Source organism: Pseudomonas sp. KCJK9016, from assembly GCF_046231795.1.
Classification (GTDB): Bacteria; Pseudomonadota; Gammaproteobacteria; order Pseudomonadales; family Pseudomonadaceae; genus Aquipseudomonas; species Aquipseudomonas bananamidigenes.
In genome coordinates, this window is the sequence record NZ_JBJJMM010000001.1 from 357,814 (window position 1) to 375,689 (window position 17,876).

Below are 17,876 nucleotides of genomic sequence, written 5' to 3' on the forward strand. Positions count from 1 at the left end.
TCAGTATTCGAGCGCGGCCGGTCGCAGGTACAAACCTTTGGCGTTCGACGCGATCCGGTACTTCAGCACATCTCCGGCCTTCAGCGTGATTTCCTGCGCCGGCGGAGCCAGCATGCCCGCCTGGCAACCCGGCATCTGGCCGGGTTCGAGCTTCAGACGGATGGAGAACGTGCCATGGGGCAGGTTGAACGAGGTGGATTGTTCCTGTAGCAGACGGGCCGCGAACTGATCCTGGATGTACACGCCGATCTCGCAGGAGGTCGGCACTTCCAGGCGCTCGCGGGAGATGATCAGAACGGCGTAGTCCTCGCCGGTCGCGTTAGCCTGAGGCAGGCAGGCAAAGAGGCTGAGTAGGCCAAACAGGCTGAAAGCTGACCAGCGCATGGCTGAATCTCCTGAATTGATGTCGTTAATGCACGCAGCTTGGCCGAGCGCGGCGACGATTGCCAGCCCGGCAGTTGTTTGCAGAACTTGACCTTGCCATCGTGGCAAGCTCGACACTGCGGGCAACCTCACTCAAAGGAGTCATCTTATGCAAGTGTTCACGGTTGAAGGCATGTCCTGCGGTCACTGCGTCAAGGCCGTCACCCAAGCGGTCCAGAGCAAGGATCCGGCGGCCAGTGTGCGGGTCGATCTGGCGGCGAAGGAAGTCGGCGTCGAAAGTGCGTTGAGCGCCGAGCAAGTGATAGAGGCGATCAGCGAAGAAGGTTACGTCATCAAGCTCGCCTGAACAGTTTAATAGTTAGCGAGCTACCGGATTGTTCAAGGCGTCCCTGCGCGGCTAGACTGTCGGGCTGCACGCTCTAGCCGAGCGTCCGCCCAACTGCCTGTCAAACCTGGACGCCTGATGAACTTCCGTACCATTCTGATTCTCGGTGCCTTGACCGCCTTCGGCCCCTTGGCGATCGACTTCTATCTCCCCGCATTTCCCGCCATGGCACTGGCGTTCGGCACCGATGAGAAACACGTCCAGCTGACGCTGTCGGCTTATTTCTTTGGCTTGTCCATCGGTCAACTGGCCTACGGGCCGGTGGCGGATCGTTTCGGTCGACGGATTCCATTGCTCACGGGGCTTGTGCTGTTCACTCTGGCATCAGTGGCCTGCGCCTACGCACCGAATCTGGAATGGCTGATCGGTGCGCGATTCGTCCAGGCGTTGGGCGGATGCGCAGGGATGGTGATTTCCCGGGCGGTGGTCGCCGACAAATGCGACGCAGTGGGGGCAGCAAAAGTCTTCTCCCAGTTGATGCTGGTGATGGGGCTGGCGCCGATCCTCGCGCCGATGCTGGGTGGCTTGCTGGTCAACACCACCGGCTGGCAGTCGATTTTTCTGGTATTGACCGGGTTCAGTGCCATGGCCGGTCTGGCGGTAGCGCTCGGCCTGCCGGAAAGTCTGCCGGCCCATGTTCCGCGCCAGCCCCTGTCCGGAGCCCTGCGCCAGTATGGTCGGCTGCTGACCGACCCGATCTACATGGGACATGCCCTGACCGGCGGCATCGCCATCGCCGGAATGTTTGCCTACATCGCCGGTTCCCCGTTCATTTTCATCAAGTTGTATGGCGTGCCGGCCGAGCATTTCGGCTGGCTGTTCGGCACCAACGCAGCGGGCTTTATTCTGGTGGCGCAGGTCAATGCGCGACTGTTGGCCAAGCGCGGCCCGGCCTTTCTGTTGTCACGGGCGGTCTGGGTCTACTTCGGTGCCGGGCTGACGCTGCTTGCGGTCAGCGCACTGCATACCGAAGCCCTGTGGCCGTTGCTGATTCCCCTGTTCATTTGCGTGGCGAGCCTGGGTTGCATCAGCCCGAATGCGGCGGCGAGTGCGATGAACGGGCAAGGCGCCCGCGCCGGCAGTGCTTCGGCGTTGCTCGGTTGCATGCAGTTCAGCGTCGCCGCCGGCGCCTCGGCGCTGGTGGGGGTATTGCACGACGGCACTGCCGTGCCGATGGCGCTGGTCATCAGCCTGTGCGGCTTGCTGGTGGTGAGTGCAGCAATGCTCACCCGGCGCATGCAGAATGCCCGGGCACTGGCAAAGGCGCAGGCTGAAATTTAAGGACGAAATGCCTCAGCCGACAGCGCGCTGCTGGCCGGGGTCGGGAATCTGATGGGGCGCGTGCAGACGCGCTTCGAGGGTGCGGGTGAAGGCGCGAGCTTCGGCTTCACTGCGAAATGTCACGGCGTGCTGGTCAAGGCGAACTTGCCACTGGGACTTTGCCACTTCTTTTATCAGGATCTTCATTGCTGACCTCCCGTACGTAAAAGATTGCACCGCAGAGTTGTCGATTGTAGTCCTGAATACGATCGCAATTGTGACAAGGATCAAGCATCTGACTGACGGCAAAAAAACACCGCGGCCCCCGCTCCAGATACTTTGGGTATCGGCGAGGGCGGCGGTTTTCGGGGTTTTAGAAACTTTCTAAAACAATTTTCCCCTTGGCCTTGCCGCTTTCCAGCAATTCATGAGCGCGGCGCAGGTTGCTCGCGTTGATCGTGCCGAAGTGCTCGCCGACAGTGGTTTTCAAGATGCCGCTGTCGACCAGCTCCGCCACGCGGTTGAGCAGTTTGTGCTGCTCGATCATGTCCGGCGTCTCGAACAGCGAGCGGGTGTACATGAACTCCCAGTGCAGCGACAGGCTTTTGCGTTTGAGTTTGCTCACGTCCAGCGACTTCGGATCATCGATCAGCGCCAGTCTGCCTTGCGGCGCCAGGGCTTCGACCAGTTGGTCCAGGTGCTGGTCGGTCTGGGTCAGACTGGCAACGTGGGTCACGTGGGCGACTCCGGCGCGTTTCAGTTCTTCGCTCAACGGCTGGCTGTGATCAATCACAAGATCAGCGCCCAGCTCTGTCACCCAGTTGCGAGTCTCCGAGCGGGAGGCGGTGCCGATCACCTTGAGCCCGGTCAGCTGACTGGCCAGTTGAGTGAGGATCGAGCCTACGCCACCGGCTGCGCCGACGATCAGCAGGCTCTGGCCTTCGTCGCTGTTGCCTTCACGAATCTGCAGGCGCTCGAACAACAGTTCCCAAGCCGTAATCGCGGTCAGCGGCAGCGCGGCAGCTTCGGCGAAACCGAGGGTTTTCGGCATGTGGCCGACGATCCGTTCATCCACCACATGCAGTTCGCTGTTACCGCCTGCCCGGGCGATGGACCCTGCGTAGAAAACCTTGTCGCCGGCCTTGAACAGTGTCACTTCACTGCCGACCGACTTGACCACACCGGCCACGTCCCAGCCCAGCACTTTGGCGGCACCGCCTTCCGGTGCGACGTTCTGTCGAACCTTGGTGTCGACCGGATTGACCGAAATCGCTTTGACTTCCACCAGCAGGTCGCGCGGGCCGGCTACCGGCTCCGGCAGTTCGATGTCTTGAAGGGCTTTTTCGTCGCTGATCGGCAGGGACGCGTAATAGGCGATGGCTTTCATGGAGGTCTCCGAAAGTGAATAAAGGAAGGGTTCAGGCGATGACGCGCAGGCGCTTGAGTTCGAAGTGTTCGAGGAACGCGCCGGCCTGACTGCGGAAATGCTGGATATGCGCGCTGGCGTCGTGGGCCTGCAGGGCTTCTTCGCTGGCCCACTGTTCGATCATGTAGAAGGCCAGTGGGTTGGCCAGGTCCTGATGCAGCTCATATTGGCCGCAACCTGCCTCGGCGCGGGTCGGCTCGATCAGAGCGCGCAGGTGCTGTTCGAGAGCGTCCTGCTGGCCGGGTCTGGCGATCAGGGTAGCGATGGCGGTGAAGGGCTGGGGCATGGTCGACTCCGAAACGGACTGAATTCGATGAGAGGCATGATTGGCTATTTCTACACAGGATAAAACCCGCTAAAAGAGCAGTCTCTTTCAATGCTTTTTTGATAATCGAGGCTGAGATGCTGCGTTTCGATGACTTGCAGTTGTTTGTTCGGGCCGCGGATCTGGGCAGCCTTTCGGCGGCGGCGCGGGTGATGGACATGTCCGCCGCGGTGGCCAGCGCCGCGCTCAAGCGTATCGAGCAACAGCTTGGCGCCCGCTTGCTGGCGCGCTCCACTCGTAGCCTGCGCCTGACGTCCGAGGGCGAAGGCTTCCTCGAGTACGCCCGGGCGGCGTTGAGCAATCTCGATGAAGGCCGTCGTCTGCTGGCCAGTGGACAGGATCAGGTCAGCGGCATTTTGCAGCTGTCGGCACCCTCGGATTTCGGTCGCAACCTGTTGCTGCCGTGGCTCGATGAATTTCAGCGTGAACATCCGAAGCTGACTGTACGCCTGCTGTTGGGCGATCGTATCGCCGACCTGTTTCGCCAACCTGTGGACATTGCCCTGCGCTACGGCGAACCGGAGGACTCCAGTCTGGTCGCACTGCCGATTGCCGCGAACAACCGCCGGGTGCTTTGCGCCTCCCCCGGCTATCTGGCGAAACACGGCGAGCCGACGCAGCTGGAACAGCTCGCGCAGCACAATTGCCTGCTGTACATGCTGGGCAGCCGGGTGCACGACCAGTGGAGTTTTCACGATGGCAAGCGGGAAGTCGGTCTGACCGTCAGTGGCGATCGCTTCAGCGATGATGCCGACGTGGTGCGTCTATGGGCGGTCGCAGGGGCGGGCATCGCCTACAAGTCGTGGCTGGATGTAGCCGGCGATGTGCTTGCCGGACGCTTGAAAGTATTGTTGCCGGGTTTGCTTTGCGAAAGGGCTCCGCTGAATCTGCTGTGCGCCCATCGCGCTCAATTGAGTAAGCCGGTGAACCTGTTGAGGGAGATGCTCGCCAGTCGTTGCGCCGAATTGAGTAGCCGATTTCCCGTTTTTCCGCAGGTTGATCATTAGTCGCAGGCAAATAGCGAAATTTCTGTCAGGAACAATCACCAGCCGTACCCGCTCCGGCACAGGACGCCGTCATCAACCCGCTTATACTAGCGTCCGCCTGAAGTCTGCACCGGCGCGCGGGTTCCGGCGCGATCAGATCGTCACTGGCCGGTGGCGATGATGGCCGCGCCAAAGACGACGAGTGTCGGTGACCGGGGTGTTGCCTTGTCTTTTGCTCAAGGCATTTTGCGCGGTTTGGCCGATGACTGATTACTGGTCAAGATGTCTGCGGGCAGTAGACGATACGATTCAACAGGGAGTGAACACATGGAACATGCACCTTGCATCAGCCAGATCGCCACGCTGCTGGCCGATCCCAAACGCAGCGCAATGATGTGGGCGCTGATGGATGGCTCGGCCCGGCAGACCGAGGAACTGGCGCTGCTGGCGGGGTTGTCTCCGTCGTCGGCCAGCGCCCATCTGGGGCGCTTGTCCGCTGGAGGTCTGTTGAGGGTCGAGATCCGCGGGCGCAAACGTTTCTTCCGTCTCGCCGCACCCGAAGTCGGCGCCGCGATCGAGGCTCTGGCCAGTGCCACGATCGCCAGCACCCCGCAGAAGATTCCCGATGTGTTCAAACGCTCCACACCCATAGCCAGGCCGCGGGCCGCTCCGTCCTCCCTGCTGCGTGCGCGATTTTGTGATGACCATCTGGGCGGTACGCTGGCGGCCGATCTGTATCAGCGTCTGCTCGATGCCGGCTGGATCGAACAGCTTGAGCACCGTGTGATCGTCACCCACAAGGGGGCGACGCAACTGGCCAGTCGCGGGGTCTTCATCCAGGCACTGGCTCATCGCAATGTTCAGGTGGCCTGCGCTTGCCCGGACTGGAGCGAGCGTCGCCCGCACATGGGCGGCTCGCTGGGCGCGGCGTTGCTGCAACTGTTCATGCAGTCCGGCTGGTTGATGCTGCCCAACGACTCCCGTGCCTTGCAACTGACAGCGGCGGGGCAGCGGGAGATTCACCGGTTTGCCCGGGAAACCGAGCTGGAAATGGCGTTGTAGGGCACTTCCTGACGACCGGCGTCGCCTGTGACTGTGATCAGGTCGCATCTGGCACAAACGCTCATCGGCCATCGCGCACACTCGATCCAGGGACATTCCGGAGAGAGGAGGTGGCATGGATACGGGAAACTACAGTGCGGCGGATCGGCTCGAACGCCTGCCGGTGAGCGGTTATCACCGGATCATATTCATCATCATCGCCCTGGCGTTCTTTTTCGACTCCATGGATCTGGCGATGATGACTTTCCTGCTGGGCTCGATCAAAACCGAGTTCGGCCTGAGCAGCGCCGAAGCCGGGCTGCTCGCCAGTTCGAGTTTTTTCGGCATGGTACTGGGAGCATCGCTTTCCGGACTGCTGGCCGATCGATTCGGCCGCAAACCGGTGTTTCAGTGGAGCATCGTGTTGTGGGGGCTGGCCAGTTATCTGTGTTCCACTGCGCAGAATGTCGAGAGCCTGACGCTGTTCCGAATTTTGCTGGGCGTCGGCATGGGCATGGAGTTTCCGATTGCCCAGTCGATGCTGTCGGAGCTGATCCCCGCCCAGCGTCGCGGGCGGTACATTGCCTTGATGGACGGATTCTGGCCACTGGGTTTTGTCGCTGCCGGGGCGCTGTCGTATTTCCTGCTGCCGCTGATTGGCTGGCGTGACATCTTTCTGGTGCTGGCGGTGCCGGCGGTGTTTGTGCTGGCGATCCGCTTTTTCATTCCCGAGTCGCCTCGCTGGCTGGAGCAGGCCGGCAGGCATGAGGGGGCGGACAAGGTGTTGTGCGCGATCGAGGATCGGGTGCGGGCATCCCTTGGCGGTATTGTGTTGCCGGCTCCGGTTCGTCTGCCTCGGGTGATCACGCCACCGGGCAACTTCCTTTCGGCTCTCGGGCAGATCTGGTCGCCCTTGTATCGCCAGCGCACGATCATGATCTGGAGCCTGTGGTTCTTTGCACTGCTCGGGTTTTACGGCCTGACCTCCTGGCTCAGCGCGTTGCTGCAACAGTCGGGTTTCGCGGTGACCCAGTCGGTGTATTACACGGTGCTGATTTCCCTCGGCGGAATTCCCGGGTTTCTGATGGCGGCGTGGCTTGTGGAACGCTGGGGGCGCAAACCGGTGTGCATCGTCACCTTGCTCGGCGGCGCGGTGATGGCGTTTCTGTACGGTCAGAGCGCAGTGTTCGGTGGCAATGTCGGGCTGCTGATCGGTTCGGGCCTGCTGATGCAATTTTTCCTGTTCGGCATGTGGGCGGTGCTCTATACCTACACGCCGGAACTTTACCCGACGTCGGCGCGGGCGACGGGCTCGGGTTTCGCCTCGGCCATCGGACGTGTGGGGTCACTGCTCGGGCCGTTGATCACCGGGCTGGTATTCCCGGTCACCGGGCAGGGCGGGGTGTTTGCGTTGGGGGCGATGTGTTTTGCGATTGCTGCAGGGGTGGTGTGGCGCTTCGGGATGGAGACCCGGGGCAGGACGCTCGAAGAGCTGACAGAAGCAGAAAGCATGGGCTGAACCCTGTATCAACTGTGGGAGCAGACTCGCTCCCACAGTTGGTTTAGCAGGATTGCCTACGGTTTTACCAACCGAGCATCCAGACTGTTCTGCGCCAGGCGTCTGGCCTGATCCTGGGTCATGCCCAGATGTTCGTGCAGCGCATAAAAGTTTTCGGTGACATAACCACCGAAATACGCCGGGTCATCGGAGTTCACCGTGACTTTCACGCCGCGCTCGAGCATGTCGAGAATGTTGTGCCGGGACATGTGATCGAACACACAGAGTTTGGTGTTCGACAGCGGGCACACGGTCAGCGGGATCTGTTCATCGATGATCCGCTGCATCAGGCGCTCGTCTTCGATGGCGCGCACGCCATGGTCGATACGCTGGATTTTCAGCAGGTCGATCGCTTCCCAGATGTACTCCGGCGGGCCTTCTTCGCCAGCATGGGCGACGGTCAGAAAGCCTTCGTGACGCGCACGGTCGAACACGCGCTGAAACTTGCTCGGCGGGTGACCCATCTCGGAACTGTCCAGACCGACCGCGACGAATGCATCACGGAAGGGCAGTGCCTGGTCGAGGGTTTTCTGCGCTTCGTCTTCGCTCAGGTGACGCAGGAAGCTCAGGATCAAACCGCTGGTGATGCCCAGTTGCTGCTCGCCATCTTTCAGGGCAGCGGCGATGCCGTTGAGCACCACTTCGAACGGGATACCCCGGTCGGTGTGGGTCTGTGGATCGAAGAACGGTTCGGTGTGGATTACATTCTGTTCTTTGCAGCGCAGTAGATAGGCCCAGGTCAGGTCGTAGAAATCCTGGGAAGTGCGCAGCACGTCGGCGCCCTGGTAATACAGGTCGAGAAATTCCTGCAGGTTGTTGAAGGCATAGGCCTTGCGCAGGGTTTCAACGTCGCTCCACGGCAGGGCGATCTTGTTGCGTTCGGCCAGGGCGAACAGCAGCTCGGGCTCCAGCGAGCCTTCGAGATGCAGGTGCAATTCGGCCTTGGGCAAGGCGTTGAGCCAGTCGTACATATTCTTTTCTCATCAGGTGCAATGACGGCATTCTACAGATGCGCGCCGAAACAATTGGCAAAACCCGACCAACCTGTTTTGTTTATCGAAAAAAAAGGCAAAGCAAAGGGCTGAGCTGGAGGGGCTGCAAATGCCGGACAGTCGGGGCAGGGCCTTATTGATAAACCGATCGGATCGCCTCTGCCGGACAAGCCGCCATTGCAGGGGCGCCAAGGTGTAACGAACCATCAGCACCGTTGCGCAGTCAGTAGCTCATTCGACCCCGGTACGCGAAGGCCCGACATGCTCACCCTCCTCAAGCAAGAAAGCTTTCTGCTGCTGGCCCTGATCGCCACCCTCGTGGCCTGGCCGCTGGAGCACTGGTTACTGCACAGCGGCCAGGCCATCGCCCTGACTGCCGGGCTGATTCTGATCGCGTTCATCGTGGCCGCCTCGATGCGTGTTGCCCATCAGGCCGAGTTGCTCGCGGAGAAAGTCGGCGACCCGTACGGCACGATGATCCTCACCCTGGCCGCCGTGCTGGTGGAAGTGGTGATCCTGGCGATCATGATGAGCAATGAAGCCTCGGCCACCCTGGTGCGCGACACGATTTACTCGGCGGTAATGCTCGACATCAATGGCATCCTTGGCCTTGCCGCACTGATGGGTGGCATCAAGCATGGCGAACAGTCTTATAACGACGATTCGGCGCGCAGCTACAGCGTGATGATCCTCACCGCCATGGGCGTTTCGATGGTGGTGCCGGAGTTTATTCCAGAAGCGGACTGGAAAATCTATTCGGCCTTCACCATCGGCGCGATGGTGCTGCTTTATGCGTTGTTCCTGCGCATGCAGGTCGGCCCGCACAGTTATTTTTTCAGCTACAGCTACCCGGACAAGCGCCGCAGGAAAGAACCGGTGGAGCAGGAGCCGAAACCGGTCAGCCTGGTGCTGTCGATCGGCATTCTGGTGTTCGGTGTGGTGGTGATCGGCGCACTGGCCGAGGTGATGTCCAAGACCCTCGATCTGGGTCTGGAAGGGACGGGCGCACCGCCGGTGATCACGGCCATACTGGTGGCCGCGATTTCAGCTGCGCCGGAGATCCTGACCGCGTTGCGCGCAGCCCTGGCCAACCGCATGCAGTCGGTGGTCAACATTGCAATGGGCGCGTCGTTGTCGACGGTGATCCTGACCGTGCCGGTGATGGAAGCGATGGCGCTCTATACCGGTCAGCCGTTTCAGATGGCAATGACGCCGGTGCAGACGGTGATGATCTTCATCACCTTGATCGTCAGTGCAATCAACCTCAACGACGGGGAGACCAATGCCATCGAGGGCATGACGCACTTTGTGCTGTTTGCGACGTTCATCATGTTGTCGCTGCTCGGCCTTTGAGCCCACCACAAACCAATGTGGGAGCTAGCGGCTGGCTCCCACAGGTTCAAGCGTCGGGTGATCAGGTGCCGGCGATCAGTTGCCGGGCCGCCTGGCTGTGATCGGCAATCAGACCTTTGAGGTCCAGCCCTTCGACTTGCCCGTCGACCACTCGCCATTTCCCGCCGATCATTACCCGATCCGCGCGGTCCGCACCGCACAGCAGCAGCGCTGAAATCGGATCATGACTGCCGGAGAAACGCAGCTCATCAAGCTTGAACATTGCCAGATCCGCCTGCTTGCCCACTGCCAGTTCGCCGATGTCGGCGCGACCCAGCAGACTTGCCGACCCCTTGGTTGCCCAGCCCAGCACGCGCTCGGGAGTGATCTTCTCTGCACCATAACGCAGGCGCTGGATATACAGCGCCTGGCGGGCTTCGAGGATCATGTTCGATGCATCGTTGGACGCCGAGCCATCCACACCGATACCGAACAACGCGCCGGCATCGGTCAGTTCGATACTCGGGCAGATGCCGGAGGCCAGGCGCATGTTCGAGCTCGGGCAATGGCAGATGCCGGTGCCGGCCGCGCCGAGGCGGGCGATCTCGTCAGGGTTGAAGTGGATGCCGTGGGCCAGCCATGTGCGCGGGCCGAGCCAGCCGACGCTGTCCAGATAATCCACGGTACGCAGGCCGAAGCGTTGCAGACAGAAATCTTCTTCGTCGAGGGTCTCGGCCAGATGAGTGTGCAGGCGCACATCGAGTTTGTTCGCCAGTTCGGCGCTGGCGGACATGATTTCCGGGGTCACCGAGAACGGCGAGCACGGCGCCAGGGCGATCTGGATTTGCGCGCCGTCGCCACGTTCGTGGTACTCATGAATCAGGCGCTGGCTGTCGTCGAGTATCACCTGACCTTCCTGCACGGTCTGTTGCGGTGGCAGGCCGCCGTCCTTTTCGCCGAGACTCATTGAACCGCGGGTGAGCATGGCGCGCATGCCCAGTTCGCGCACGGTTTCGACCTGCACGTCGATGGCGTTTTCCAGGCCATCAGGGAACAGGTAGTGATGGTCGGCAGCGGTGGTGCAACCCGACAGCAGCAACTCGGCCAGCGCGACTTTGGTGGCGAGGGCGAGTTTTTCAGGCGTCAGGCGTGCCCACACCGGGTACAGGGTTTTCAGCCACGGGAACAACGGCTGATTGACCACCGGTGCCCAGGCGCGGGTCAGGGTCTGATAGAAATGGTGATGGGTGTTGATCAGGCCCGGCAGGACCACATGCTCACGGGCATCGAACACTTCGCTGCACGGCGAAGAAGGTTGTTGGCCGGCGCCGAGCACTTCGGTGATTACACCGTCCTGCAGCACCAGACCGCCACGGGCATCGAGACTATTGGCCGTGAAAATGGCGAGGGGATTTTTTAACCAGATACGGGTCGCAGGCATTGTGGCCGGCTCCTCTGAAAGTGGGGTTCAGGGTTGCCAGCTCAGTGTTGCCCTGTCTGCTGATCCAGGGTCGCCGCTCAGGACGAGGTGCGGAGTTTCGAACAAAATATTGCGCCGGGCAAGTCCAACCTGACCGGGCACCGGACAACCCTGTGGAGGCGAGCCCCCACAGGGTTCAGTGTTTACCAGGGGATGGTTTCACCCTTGTAGTTCACGAAATGATGGCCGCCCTTACCGGCAAATGCGTCCACCTGATCCACCAGCCCACGGGTGCTGGTCTCCACATCAATGTCGGCACCTTCGCCGCCCATGTCGGTTTTCACCCAGCCCGGGTGCAGTGACAGTACCGTGAGTTTCTGCTCGCCCAACTGAGTGACGAAACTGTTGGTCATCGAATTCAGTGCCGCTTTACTGGCCTTGTACAGCGCCAGTTCCGGCGCGTCGGGCATGGTCACGCTGCCCAGCACCGAACTCATGAATGCCAGCACGCCGCTGCCATCGCGGATCTGCCCGACGAAACGCTGGGCCAGATTGATCGGCGCCACTGCGTTGGTGAAGAACAGCTGGCCGACCTCCGCCAGCGTCGCGCCGCCCGGGGTCTGGACTTCAGGGCCCTTGACACCGGCGTTGACGAACAGCAGGTCGAAGGTCTCGCCCTTGAGCTGCTGGCTCAGGGCGATCACGGCCTGCTGGTCGTCCATGTCGAGCTTTTCGATCTGTACATTACCCAGCGCTTTCAGCGCCTCGGCATTCGAAGGATTGCGAACCGTGGCGGTGACTTGCCAGCCGTCGGCCAGCAGGGTTTTCACCAGCCCCAGGCCCAGGCCCCGGGAGGCGCCGATGATCAGTGCGTGCTTTGCAGGACTAAGTGACATGACGGGATCAAGGACCTCTCGAAAGTGTTTGACCCCTGAGCATACTCCAGGCTTTAACGTGGTGGCTCCTTGAATTTCGGAGCAGGGACAATGTGGACATCAATTTCGTTCATGAAATTCTGGTTAAAAAACGAGCAAGTCGGACGGGGCTAAGCGGAGCCTGCGACGGCGCAAGTCATGAACGGGTTATCCACAGGTTGCTCCACAGTATTTGTGTGCAATCAGAAAACCTTGGCATAAGCGAACCAATGTTATCTTCCAATGGCGATAAACAGATCTAACTGATTGTTTTTACTTGGAATTAAACTTTTTTCATGTGCGTTGGGCGAAAAGTGTACAAATCGCGCAAAGCCACGTGACAGAAGGGTTACAGCGGTGTGTGCTCAGGTTATCCACAGTCGGATGCACAGGTGATGTGGGCAACTCTGTGGAATAAGCGAATCGGCTCGTACCCGGAAATATTGCAGTTGCTCAGCGTTGAAGCAGAATGCGTCCGCGACTGAGATCGGCCAGCTGATTTTGCAGCAACGGGATCTGCGCTTCGCCCACCGCCAACTGCAGCTCGACCCCGTTTGCCGTGAAGTTTTCCTCTACCACCAGTCCGCCGAGATCCGTCACCCGCAATTTCACCAACGCCAGTTCGGCAAATGCGCAGGCACAGCGCAGGGGCACACGGCTGATCAATTCGATTTTCGGCGCGGCTTGCAGGCACTTGTTCGCGCCGCCGCCATAGGCCCGGGCCAAACCGCCGGTGCCCAGTTGAATGCCGCCGTACCAGCGGATCACCAGCACCGCGACCTGATCGCAGTCCTGCGCCTCGATGGCCGCAAGAATCGGTCGCCCGGCGGTCCCGCCAGGCTCCCCGTCATCATTGCTGCGGTACTGGTCGCCGAGTTTCCATGCCCAGCAATTGTGCGACGCGTTCAAGTCGCTGTGCTGCTCGAAGAAGGTTTGCGCGTCGGCGGGGCTGCCGATCGGGGCGGCGAAGGTGATGAAACGGCTTTTGCGAATCTCTTCGCGATGCTCGCAAACGCCGCTGAGGGTAAATGGCATAAATGTCTTATAGAGAAGGAGTGAGGCCGCAGCCTTTGAGAATGATGCGGACCAGGTTGTTGCCGGCGTCTTCCATGTCTTGTCTGGTCAATTTGCTGCGACCGGTCACCCGGCAGATTTGTGTGGCGAAGTCGGCATAATGCTGAGTGCTGCCCCACAACAGGAAGATCAGGTGCACCGGATCCACCGGGTCCATCTTGCCCGCATCGATCCAGGCCTGGAACACCGCGGCGCGGCCCTGAAACCATGCGCGGTAGTCCTGATTGAAATATTCGGTCAGGCACTCGCCGCCGCTGATCACTTCCATCGCAAAGATTCGCGACGCTTGTGGCTGCCGGCGGGAAAACTCCATTTTGGCGCGGATGTAGCGGGTCAGCGCTTCGGCGGGATCGTCCTCGGCCGTCAGGGTGTTGAAAGTGCTGTCCCACAGCTCGAGGATGTTGCTCAGCACCGCCACGTACAACCCGAGCTTGTTGGTGAAGTAGTAATGCAGATTCGCCTTGGGCAACCCGGCTTTGGTGGCGATGGTGTTCATGCTGGTGCCTTTGAACCCGTGACGGGCAAACTCGTCTTCGGCGGCTTTGATGATGGTCTCTTCGTTCTTCTGACGAATGCGGCTGGCGGGTTTTCCACCGTGGGCTGGGACTTCGAAGGTCATAGGCACTTCCGGGGTTTGTCTGTGGGGTGCAACCAGTTGCGTTGATAGCGCAACCATCGTCCCGGGACAAGTCCCGGGCACTAAAACGCCGGTCATCAGCGCGTGGCGGCCAGGCTTTCGAGAAAGCTTTCCAGCACCAGATGCGGACGCCGGCCCTTGCGGGTGACCGAGGCCAGGCTCAAGTCATAGAAGCGGGCACTGGCCTTGAGTGCGCGCAGGCGACCTTGTTGCACCCAGAGACTGGCGTAATGATCCGGCAGATACCCGATGTAGCGCCCGGTCAGAATCAGAAATGCCATGCCTTCCCGATCGGAAGCGCTGGCAGTGCAATTGAGTGCTTGATAGTGGGCCTGGATTTCCGCCGGCAAACGAAAAGTCGGGGCGATGGCGTCCTGACTGTTCAGGCGTTCGTCATCCAGTTGTTTGTCATCGACATAAAACAAGGGATGGCCGACTGCGCAGTAGAGCAGCGAGCGTTCACTGTACAGCGGCTGATATTCCAGTCCCGACAGCGCACTGGCCTGGGGCACCACGCCGACGTGCAGACGGCCGTCGAGCACCCCTTGCTCGACTTCGTTGGGGGCGATCATGCGGATCTGGATCTGCACGTCCGGCCCACGCTCCTTCAATTGTGCCAGTGCATGGGTGATGCGCATGTGGGGCAGGGTGACGAGGTTGTCGGTCAGGCCGATGATTAACTCGCCGCGCAAGTGTTGGTGCAGACCGTTGACCTCGGTGCGGAAACTTTCCAGAGCGCTCAACAACTGCAGGGCCGACTGATAGACCTCGCGGCCCTCTTCGGTCAGGGAAAAACCGGCACGTCCACGCTGGCAAAGACGCAGGCCGAGGCGTTGTTCCAGATCGCTCATTTGCTGGCTGATGGCCGAACGGCCGATGCCGAGCACGGTTTCCGCCGCAGAAAAGCCTCCGCATTCCACGACGCTGCGAAAAATCCGCAGCAGGCGAATGTCGAAGTCACTGACCTGGGCCAATGGGTCGGGGCGGCGGCTGCTCATCTTGTTGTTCTCATTGTTTAGCAAGGTTCTAACTGAAGGTTAGAAAAGTTGGATTTCACCGACTTTATCGGCGTGGCAACTTAGCTGCAACCACGACTTTTATCTCTCTGAAGCTTATTGCCCTGCGAGGTTTTGCCCGATGAACATGCCTGAAAACGCGTCGTCGCCACTGGCCAGCCAACTGAAGCTGGACGCGCACTGGATGCCGTACACCGCCAACCGCAACTTCCAGCGCGACCCGCGTCTGATCGTCGGTGCCGAAGGCAGCTGGCTGATCGACGACAAGGGCCGCAAGGTGTACGACTCGCTGTCCGGTCTGTGGACCTGCGGCGCCGGGCATACCCGCAAGGAAATCCAGGAGGCCGTGGCCAAACAATTGGGCACCCTCGATTACTCGCCGGGCTTCCAGTACGGTCATCCGCTGTCGTTCCAGCTGGCCGAAAAAATCACCGAACTGACCCCAGGCAATCTGAACCACGTGTTCTTCACTGATTCCGGCTCCGAGTGCGCCGATACCGCGGTGAAAATGGTCCGTGCCTACTGGCGTCTGAAAGGCCAGCCAACCAAGACCAAGATGATCGGCCGTGCCCGTGGCTATCACGGCGTGAACATCGCCGGCACCAGCCTCGGTGGCGTCAACGGCAACCGCAAACTGTTTGGTCAGGCAATGATGGATGTCGATCACCTGCCGCACACCCTGCTGGCGAGCAATGCCTTCTCCCGTGGCATGCCGGAGCAGGGCGGTATCGCCCTGGCCGATGAACTGCTGAAGCTGATCGAACTGCACGATGCGTCGAACATCGCTGCGGTGTTCGTCGAGCCTATGGCCGGTTCCGCCGGGGTACTGGTTCCGCCACAGGGGTATCTGAAGCGTCTGCGCGAGATCTGCGATCAGCACAACATCCTGTTGGTATTTGACGAAGTGATTACCGGTTTCGGCCGCACCGGCACCATGTTCGGCGCCACTACTTTCGGTGTGACTCCGGACCTGATGTGCATCGCCAAGCAAGTCACCAATGGCGCGATCCCGATGGGCGCGGTGATTGCCAGCTCCGAGGTCTATCAGACTTTCATGAACCAGCCGACCCCGGAATACGCCGTGGAATTCCCGCACGGCTACACCTACTCGGCGCACCCGGTGGCTTGCGCCGCAGGCCTGGCGGCACTCGATCTGCTGCAAAAAGAAAACCTGGTACAGAGCGTGGCCGAAGTCGCACCGCATTTCGAAAATGCCCTGCATGGTCTGAAAGGTGCGAAGAACGTAATCGACATTCGCAACTACGGCCTGGCCGGTGCGATTCAGATCGCGGGTCGTGACGGCGACGCCATCGTGCGTCCGTTCGAAGCCGGCATGGCATTGTGGAAAGCCGGGTTCTATGTGCGCTTCGGAGGCGACACGCTGCAGTTCGGCCCAACCTTCAACAGCAAACCGCAAGACCTCGATCGTCTGTTCGACGCGGTCGGCGAAGTGCTGAACAAGCTCGACTGATTTTTCCTTCTATATAGAGATGCAAATGGCAGATGCCCCTTGCGGGCGTCTGTGCACAAGAATTCAGGAGTTTCCCGATGAGTGTTATCCCACATTTGATCAATGGCGAACTGGTGACCGAGAACGGTCGCGCAGTCGATGTGTTCAACCCGTCCACCGGCCAGGCGATCCACAAGCTCCCACTGGCCAGCCAGGAAACCATCCAGAAAGCCATCGATGTCGCCAAAGCTGCGTTCCCGGCCTGGCGCAACACGCCACCGGCCAAGCGCGCTCAGGTGATGTTCCGCTTCAAGCAACTGCTTGAGCAGAACGAAGCACGCATTGCGCAACTGATCAGCGAAGAACACGGCAAGACCCTGGAAGACGCTGCCGGTGAATTGAAACGTGGTATCGAGAACGTCGAGTTCGCTTGTGCGGCGCCGGAAATCCTCAAGGGCGAGTACAGCCGCAACGTCGGCCCGAACATTGATGCATGGTCCGATTTCCAGCCGCTGGGCGTGGTAGCTGGCATCACGCCGTTCAACTTCCCGGCCATGGTGCCGTTGTGGATGTATCCGCTGGCGATCGTCTGCGGTAACTGCTTCATCCTCAAACCGTCCGAGCGTGATCCGAGCTCGACTTTGCTGATCGCCCAACTGCTGCTGGAAGCCGGTCTGCCGAAAGGCGTACTGAGCGTGGTTCACGGTGACAAAACTGCGGTGGATGCGCTGATCGAGGCGCCGGAAGTCAAAGCGCTCAGTTTTGTGGGCTCGACGCCGATTGCCGAATACATCTATGCCGAAGGCACCAAACGTGGCAAGCGCGTGCAGGCGCTGGGCGGAGCGAAGAACCACGCGGTGCTGATGCCGGATGCGGATCTGGATAACGCCGTCAGTGCGCTGATGGGCGCGGCTTACGGTTCCTGCGGCGAGCGCTGCATGGCAATCTCGGTGGCCGTGTGCGTAGGCGATCAGGTAGCGGATGCACTGGTGGCCAAACTGGTTCCACAGATCAAGGCGCTGAAAATCGGTGCCGGCACCTCCTGCGGTCTGGACATGGGGCCGCTGGTTACCGGTCAGGCTCGCGACAAGGTCAGCGGTTATGTCGAGGATGGCGTGGCGGCGGGTGCGACCCTGGTGGTCGATGGCCGCGGTCTGAGCGTTGCCGGTCACGAGGAAGGTTTCTTCCTGGGCGGCTGCCTGTTCGACAACGTCACCCCGCAAATGCGTATCTATAAAGAAGAGATCTTCGGGCCGGTGCTGTGCGTCGTTCGTGTGAACAGCCTGGAAGAGGCGATGCAACTGATCAATGATCATGAATACGGCAACGGTACCTGCATCTTCACTCGTGACGGTGAAGCGGCGCGTCTGTTCTGCGACGAGATCGAAGTCGGCATGGTCGGTGTCAACGTACCGCTGCCGGTGCCGGTGGCTTACCACAGCTTCGGCGGCTGGAAACGTTCGCTGTTCGGTGACCTGCACGCCTATGGTCCTGATGGTGTGCGTTTCTACACTCGTCGCAAGGCGATCACCCAGCGCTGGCCACAGCGTGCGAGTCACGAAGCTTCGCAATTCGCATTCCCTAGCTTGTAAGCAGAGGGGCAATGGCAGGAAGGCCGACCTTTTAAGGTCGGCCTTCGCGTTTTCAAGATTTTTTGACCGATATGACAGATTTAT

General features: G+C 60.3%; 18 protein-coding genes. 8 read left to right on the forward strand and 10 right to left on the reverse strand.

Annotated features, from left to right (window positions below; genetic code table 11):
* Positions 1-384: a hypothetical protein gene (locus ACK6BI_RS01515; protein ID WP_409315729.1), complete on the reverse strand. Its 384-nt coding sequence runs from the start codon at positions 382-384 to the stop codon at positions 1-3.
* 148 nt (positions 385-532) lie between these two features.
* On the opposite strand from ACK6BI_RS01515, the gene ACK6BI_RS01520 reads away from it, so the two are divergent.
* Positions 533-730, forward strand: a complete 198-nt coding sequence (locus tag ACK6BI_RS01520; RefSeq protein ID WP_096819700.1) for a heavy-metal-associated domain-containing protein — start codon at positions 533-535, stop codon at positions 728-730.
* A gap of 117 nt (positions 731-847) precedes the next feature.
* Positions 848-2,050: a multidrug effflux MFS transporter gene (locus tag ACK6BI_RS01525; RefSeq protein ID WP_409315730.1), complete on the forward strand. Its 1,203-nt coding sequence runs from the start codon at positions 848-850 to the stop codon at positions 2,048-2,050.
* Positions 2,051-2,062: 12 nt separating this feature from the next.
* Here the strand turns inward: ACK6BI_RS01525 and ACK6BI_RS01530 are convergent, their stop codons facing one another.
* The 3 genes from ACK6BI_RS01530 to ACK6BI_RS01540 form a co-directional block, all read right to left on the reverse strand.
* Entirely contained in the window at positions 2,063-2,236 is a 174-nt protein-coding gene (locus ACK6BI_RS01530; protein WP_169428718.1) for a hypothetical protein, read from the reverse strand.
* Positions 2,237-2,402: 166 nt separating this feature from the next.
* Entirely contained in the window at positions 2,403-3,416 is a 1,014-nt protein-coding gene (locus ACK6BI_RS01535; protein ID WP_409315731.1) for a zinc-binding alcohol dehydrogenase family protein, read from the reverse strand.
* Positions 3,417-3,447: 31 nt separating this feature from the next.
* Complete coding sequence (locus ACK6BI_RS01540; RefSeq protein ID WP_409315732.1) at positions 3,448-3,741, reverse strand: putative quinol monooxygenase; 294 nt, start codon at positions 3,739-3,741, stop codon at positions 3,448-3,450.
* Positions 3,742-3,857: 116 nt separating this feature from the next.
* Between ACK6BI_RS01540 and ACK6BI_RS01545 the strand changes: the two genes are divergently transcribed.
* From ACK6BI_RS01545 to ACK6BI_RS01555, 3 genes are all read left to right on the forward strand, one after another.
* Positions 3,858-4,787 carry a LysR family transcriptional regulator gene (locus tag ACK6BI_RS01545; RefSeq protein ID WP_260522097.1) on the forward strand — a complete coding sequence of 310 codons (930 nt, stop codon included), beginning with the start codon at positions 3,858-3,860 and terminating at the stop codon, positions 4,785-4,787.
* A 306-nt stretch (positions 4,788-5,093) separates the two neighbouring features.
* Positions 5,094-5,828: an ArsR/SmtB family transcription factor gene (locus ACK6BI_RS01550; protein ID WP_409315733.1), complete on the forward strand. Its 735-nt coding sequence runs from the start codon at positions 5,094-5,096 to the stop codon at positions 5,826-5,828.
* Between the two features lie 115 nt (positions 5,829-5,943).
* Positions 5,944-7,326, forward strand: coding sequence for an MFS transporter (locus ACK6BI_RS01555; protein ID WP_409315734.1), 1,383 nt, complete (start codon positions 5,944-5,946; stop codon positions 7,324-7,326).
* Between the two features lie 56 nt (positions 7,327-7,382).
* Here ACK6BI_RS01555 and ACK6BI_RS01560 read toward each other — a convergent pair whose 3' ends face one another.
* A complete protein-coding gene (locus ACK6BI_RS01560) occupies positions 7,383-8,336 on the reverse strand; it encodes an adenosine deaminase (protein ID WP_409315735.1) in 954 nt (317 codons plus the stop codon).
* 282 nt (positions 8,337-8,618) lie between these two features.
* On the opposite strand from ACK6BI_RS01560, the gene ACK6BI_RS01565 reads away from it, so the two are divergent.
* Entirely contained in the window at positions 8,619-9,710 is a 1,092-nt protein-coding gene (locus ACK6BI_RS01565; protein ID WP_409315736.1) for a calcium:proton antiporter, read from the forward strand.
* 61 nt (positions 9,711-9,771) lie between these two features.
* Here ACK6BI_RS01565 and ACK6BI_RS01570 read toward each other — a convergent pair whose 3' ends face one another.
* The 5 genes from ACK6BI_RS01570 to ACK6BI_RS01590 form a co-directional block, all read right to left on the reverse strand.
* Complete coding sequence (locus ACK6BI_RS01570; RefSeq protein ID WP_409315737.1) at positions 9,772-11,130, reverse strand: 8-oxoguanine deaminase; 1,359 nt, start codon at positions 11,128-11,130, stop codon at positions 9,772-9,774.
* Positions 11,131-11,312: 182 nt separating this feature from the next.
* Positions 11,313-12,005 (reverse strand): SDR family oxidoreductase, encoded by a 693-nt coding sequence (locus ACK6BI_RS01575; RefSeq protein ID WP_409315738.1) that lies wholly within the window; start codon positions 12,003-12,005, stop codon positions 11,313-11,315.
* Between the two features lie 471 nt (positions 12,006-12,476).
* Positions 12,477-13,058, reverse strand: coding sequence for an IMPACT family protein (locus ACK6BI_RS01580; RefSeq protein ID WP_409315739.1), 582 nt, complete (start codon positions 13,056-13,058; stop codon positions 12,477-12,479).
* Between the two features lie 7 nt (positions 13,059-13,065).
* The gene (locus ACK6BI_RS01585; protein WP_065261251.1) at positions 13,066-13,716 is read right to left on the reverse strand and encodes a TetR/AcrR family transcriptional regulator; all 651 of its coding nucleotides are present in this window, start codon (positions 13,714-13,716) and stop codon (positions 13,066-13,068) included.
* Between the two features lie 95 nt (positions 13,717-13,811).
* Complete coding sequence (locus ACK6BI_RS01590; RefSeq protein WP_409315740.1) at positions 13,812-14,732, reverse strand: LysR family transcriptional regulator; 921 nt, start codon at positions 14,730-14,732, stop codon at positions 13,812-13,814.
* A gap of 139 nt (positions 14,733-14,871) precedes the next feature.
* Between ACK6BI_RS01590 and ACK6BI_RS01595 the strand changes: the two genes are divergently transcribed.
* Positions 14,872-16,221, forward strand: a complete 1,350-nt coding sequence (locus ACK6BI_RS01595; RefSeq protein ID WP_409315741.1) for an aspartate aminotransferase family protein — start codon at positions 14,872-14,874, stop codon at positions 16,219-16,221.
* A gap of 77 nt (positions 16,222-16,298) precedes the next feature.
* Positions 16,299-17,792 carry a CoA-acylating methylmalonate-semialdehyde dehydrogenase gene (locus tag ACK6BI_RS01600; RefSeq protein WP_409315742.1) on the forward strand — a complete coding sequence of 498 codons (1,494 nt, stop codon included), beginning with the start codon at positions 16,299-16,301 and terminating at the stop codon, positions 17,790-17,792.
* Positions 17,793-17,876 lie beyond the last annotated feature (84 nt).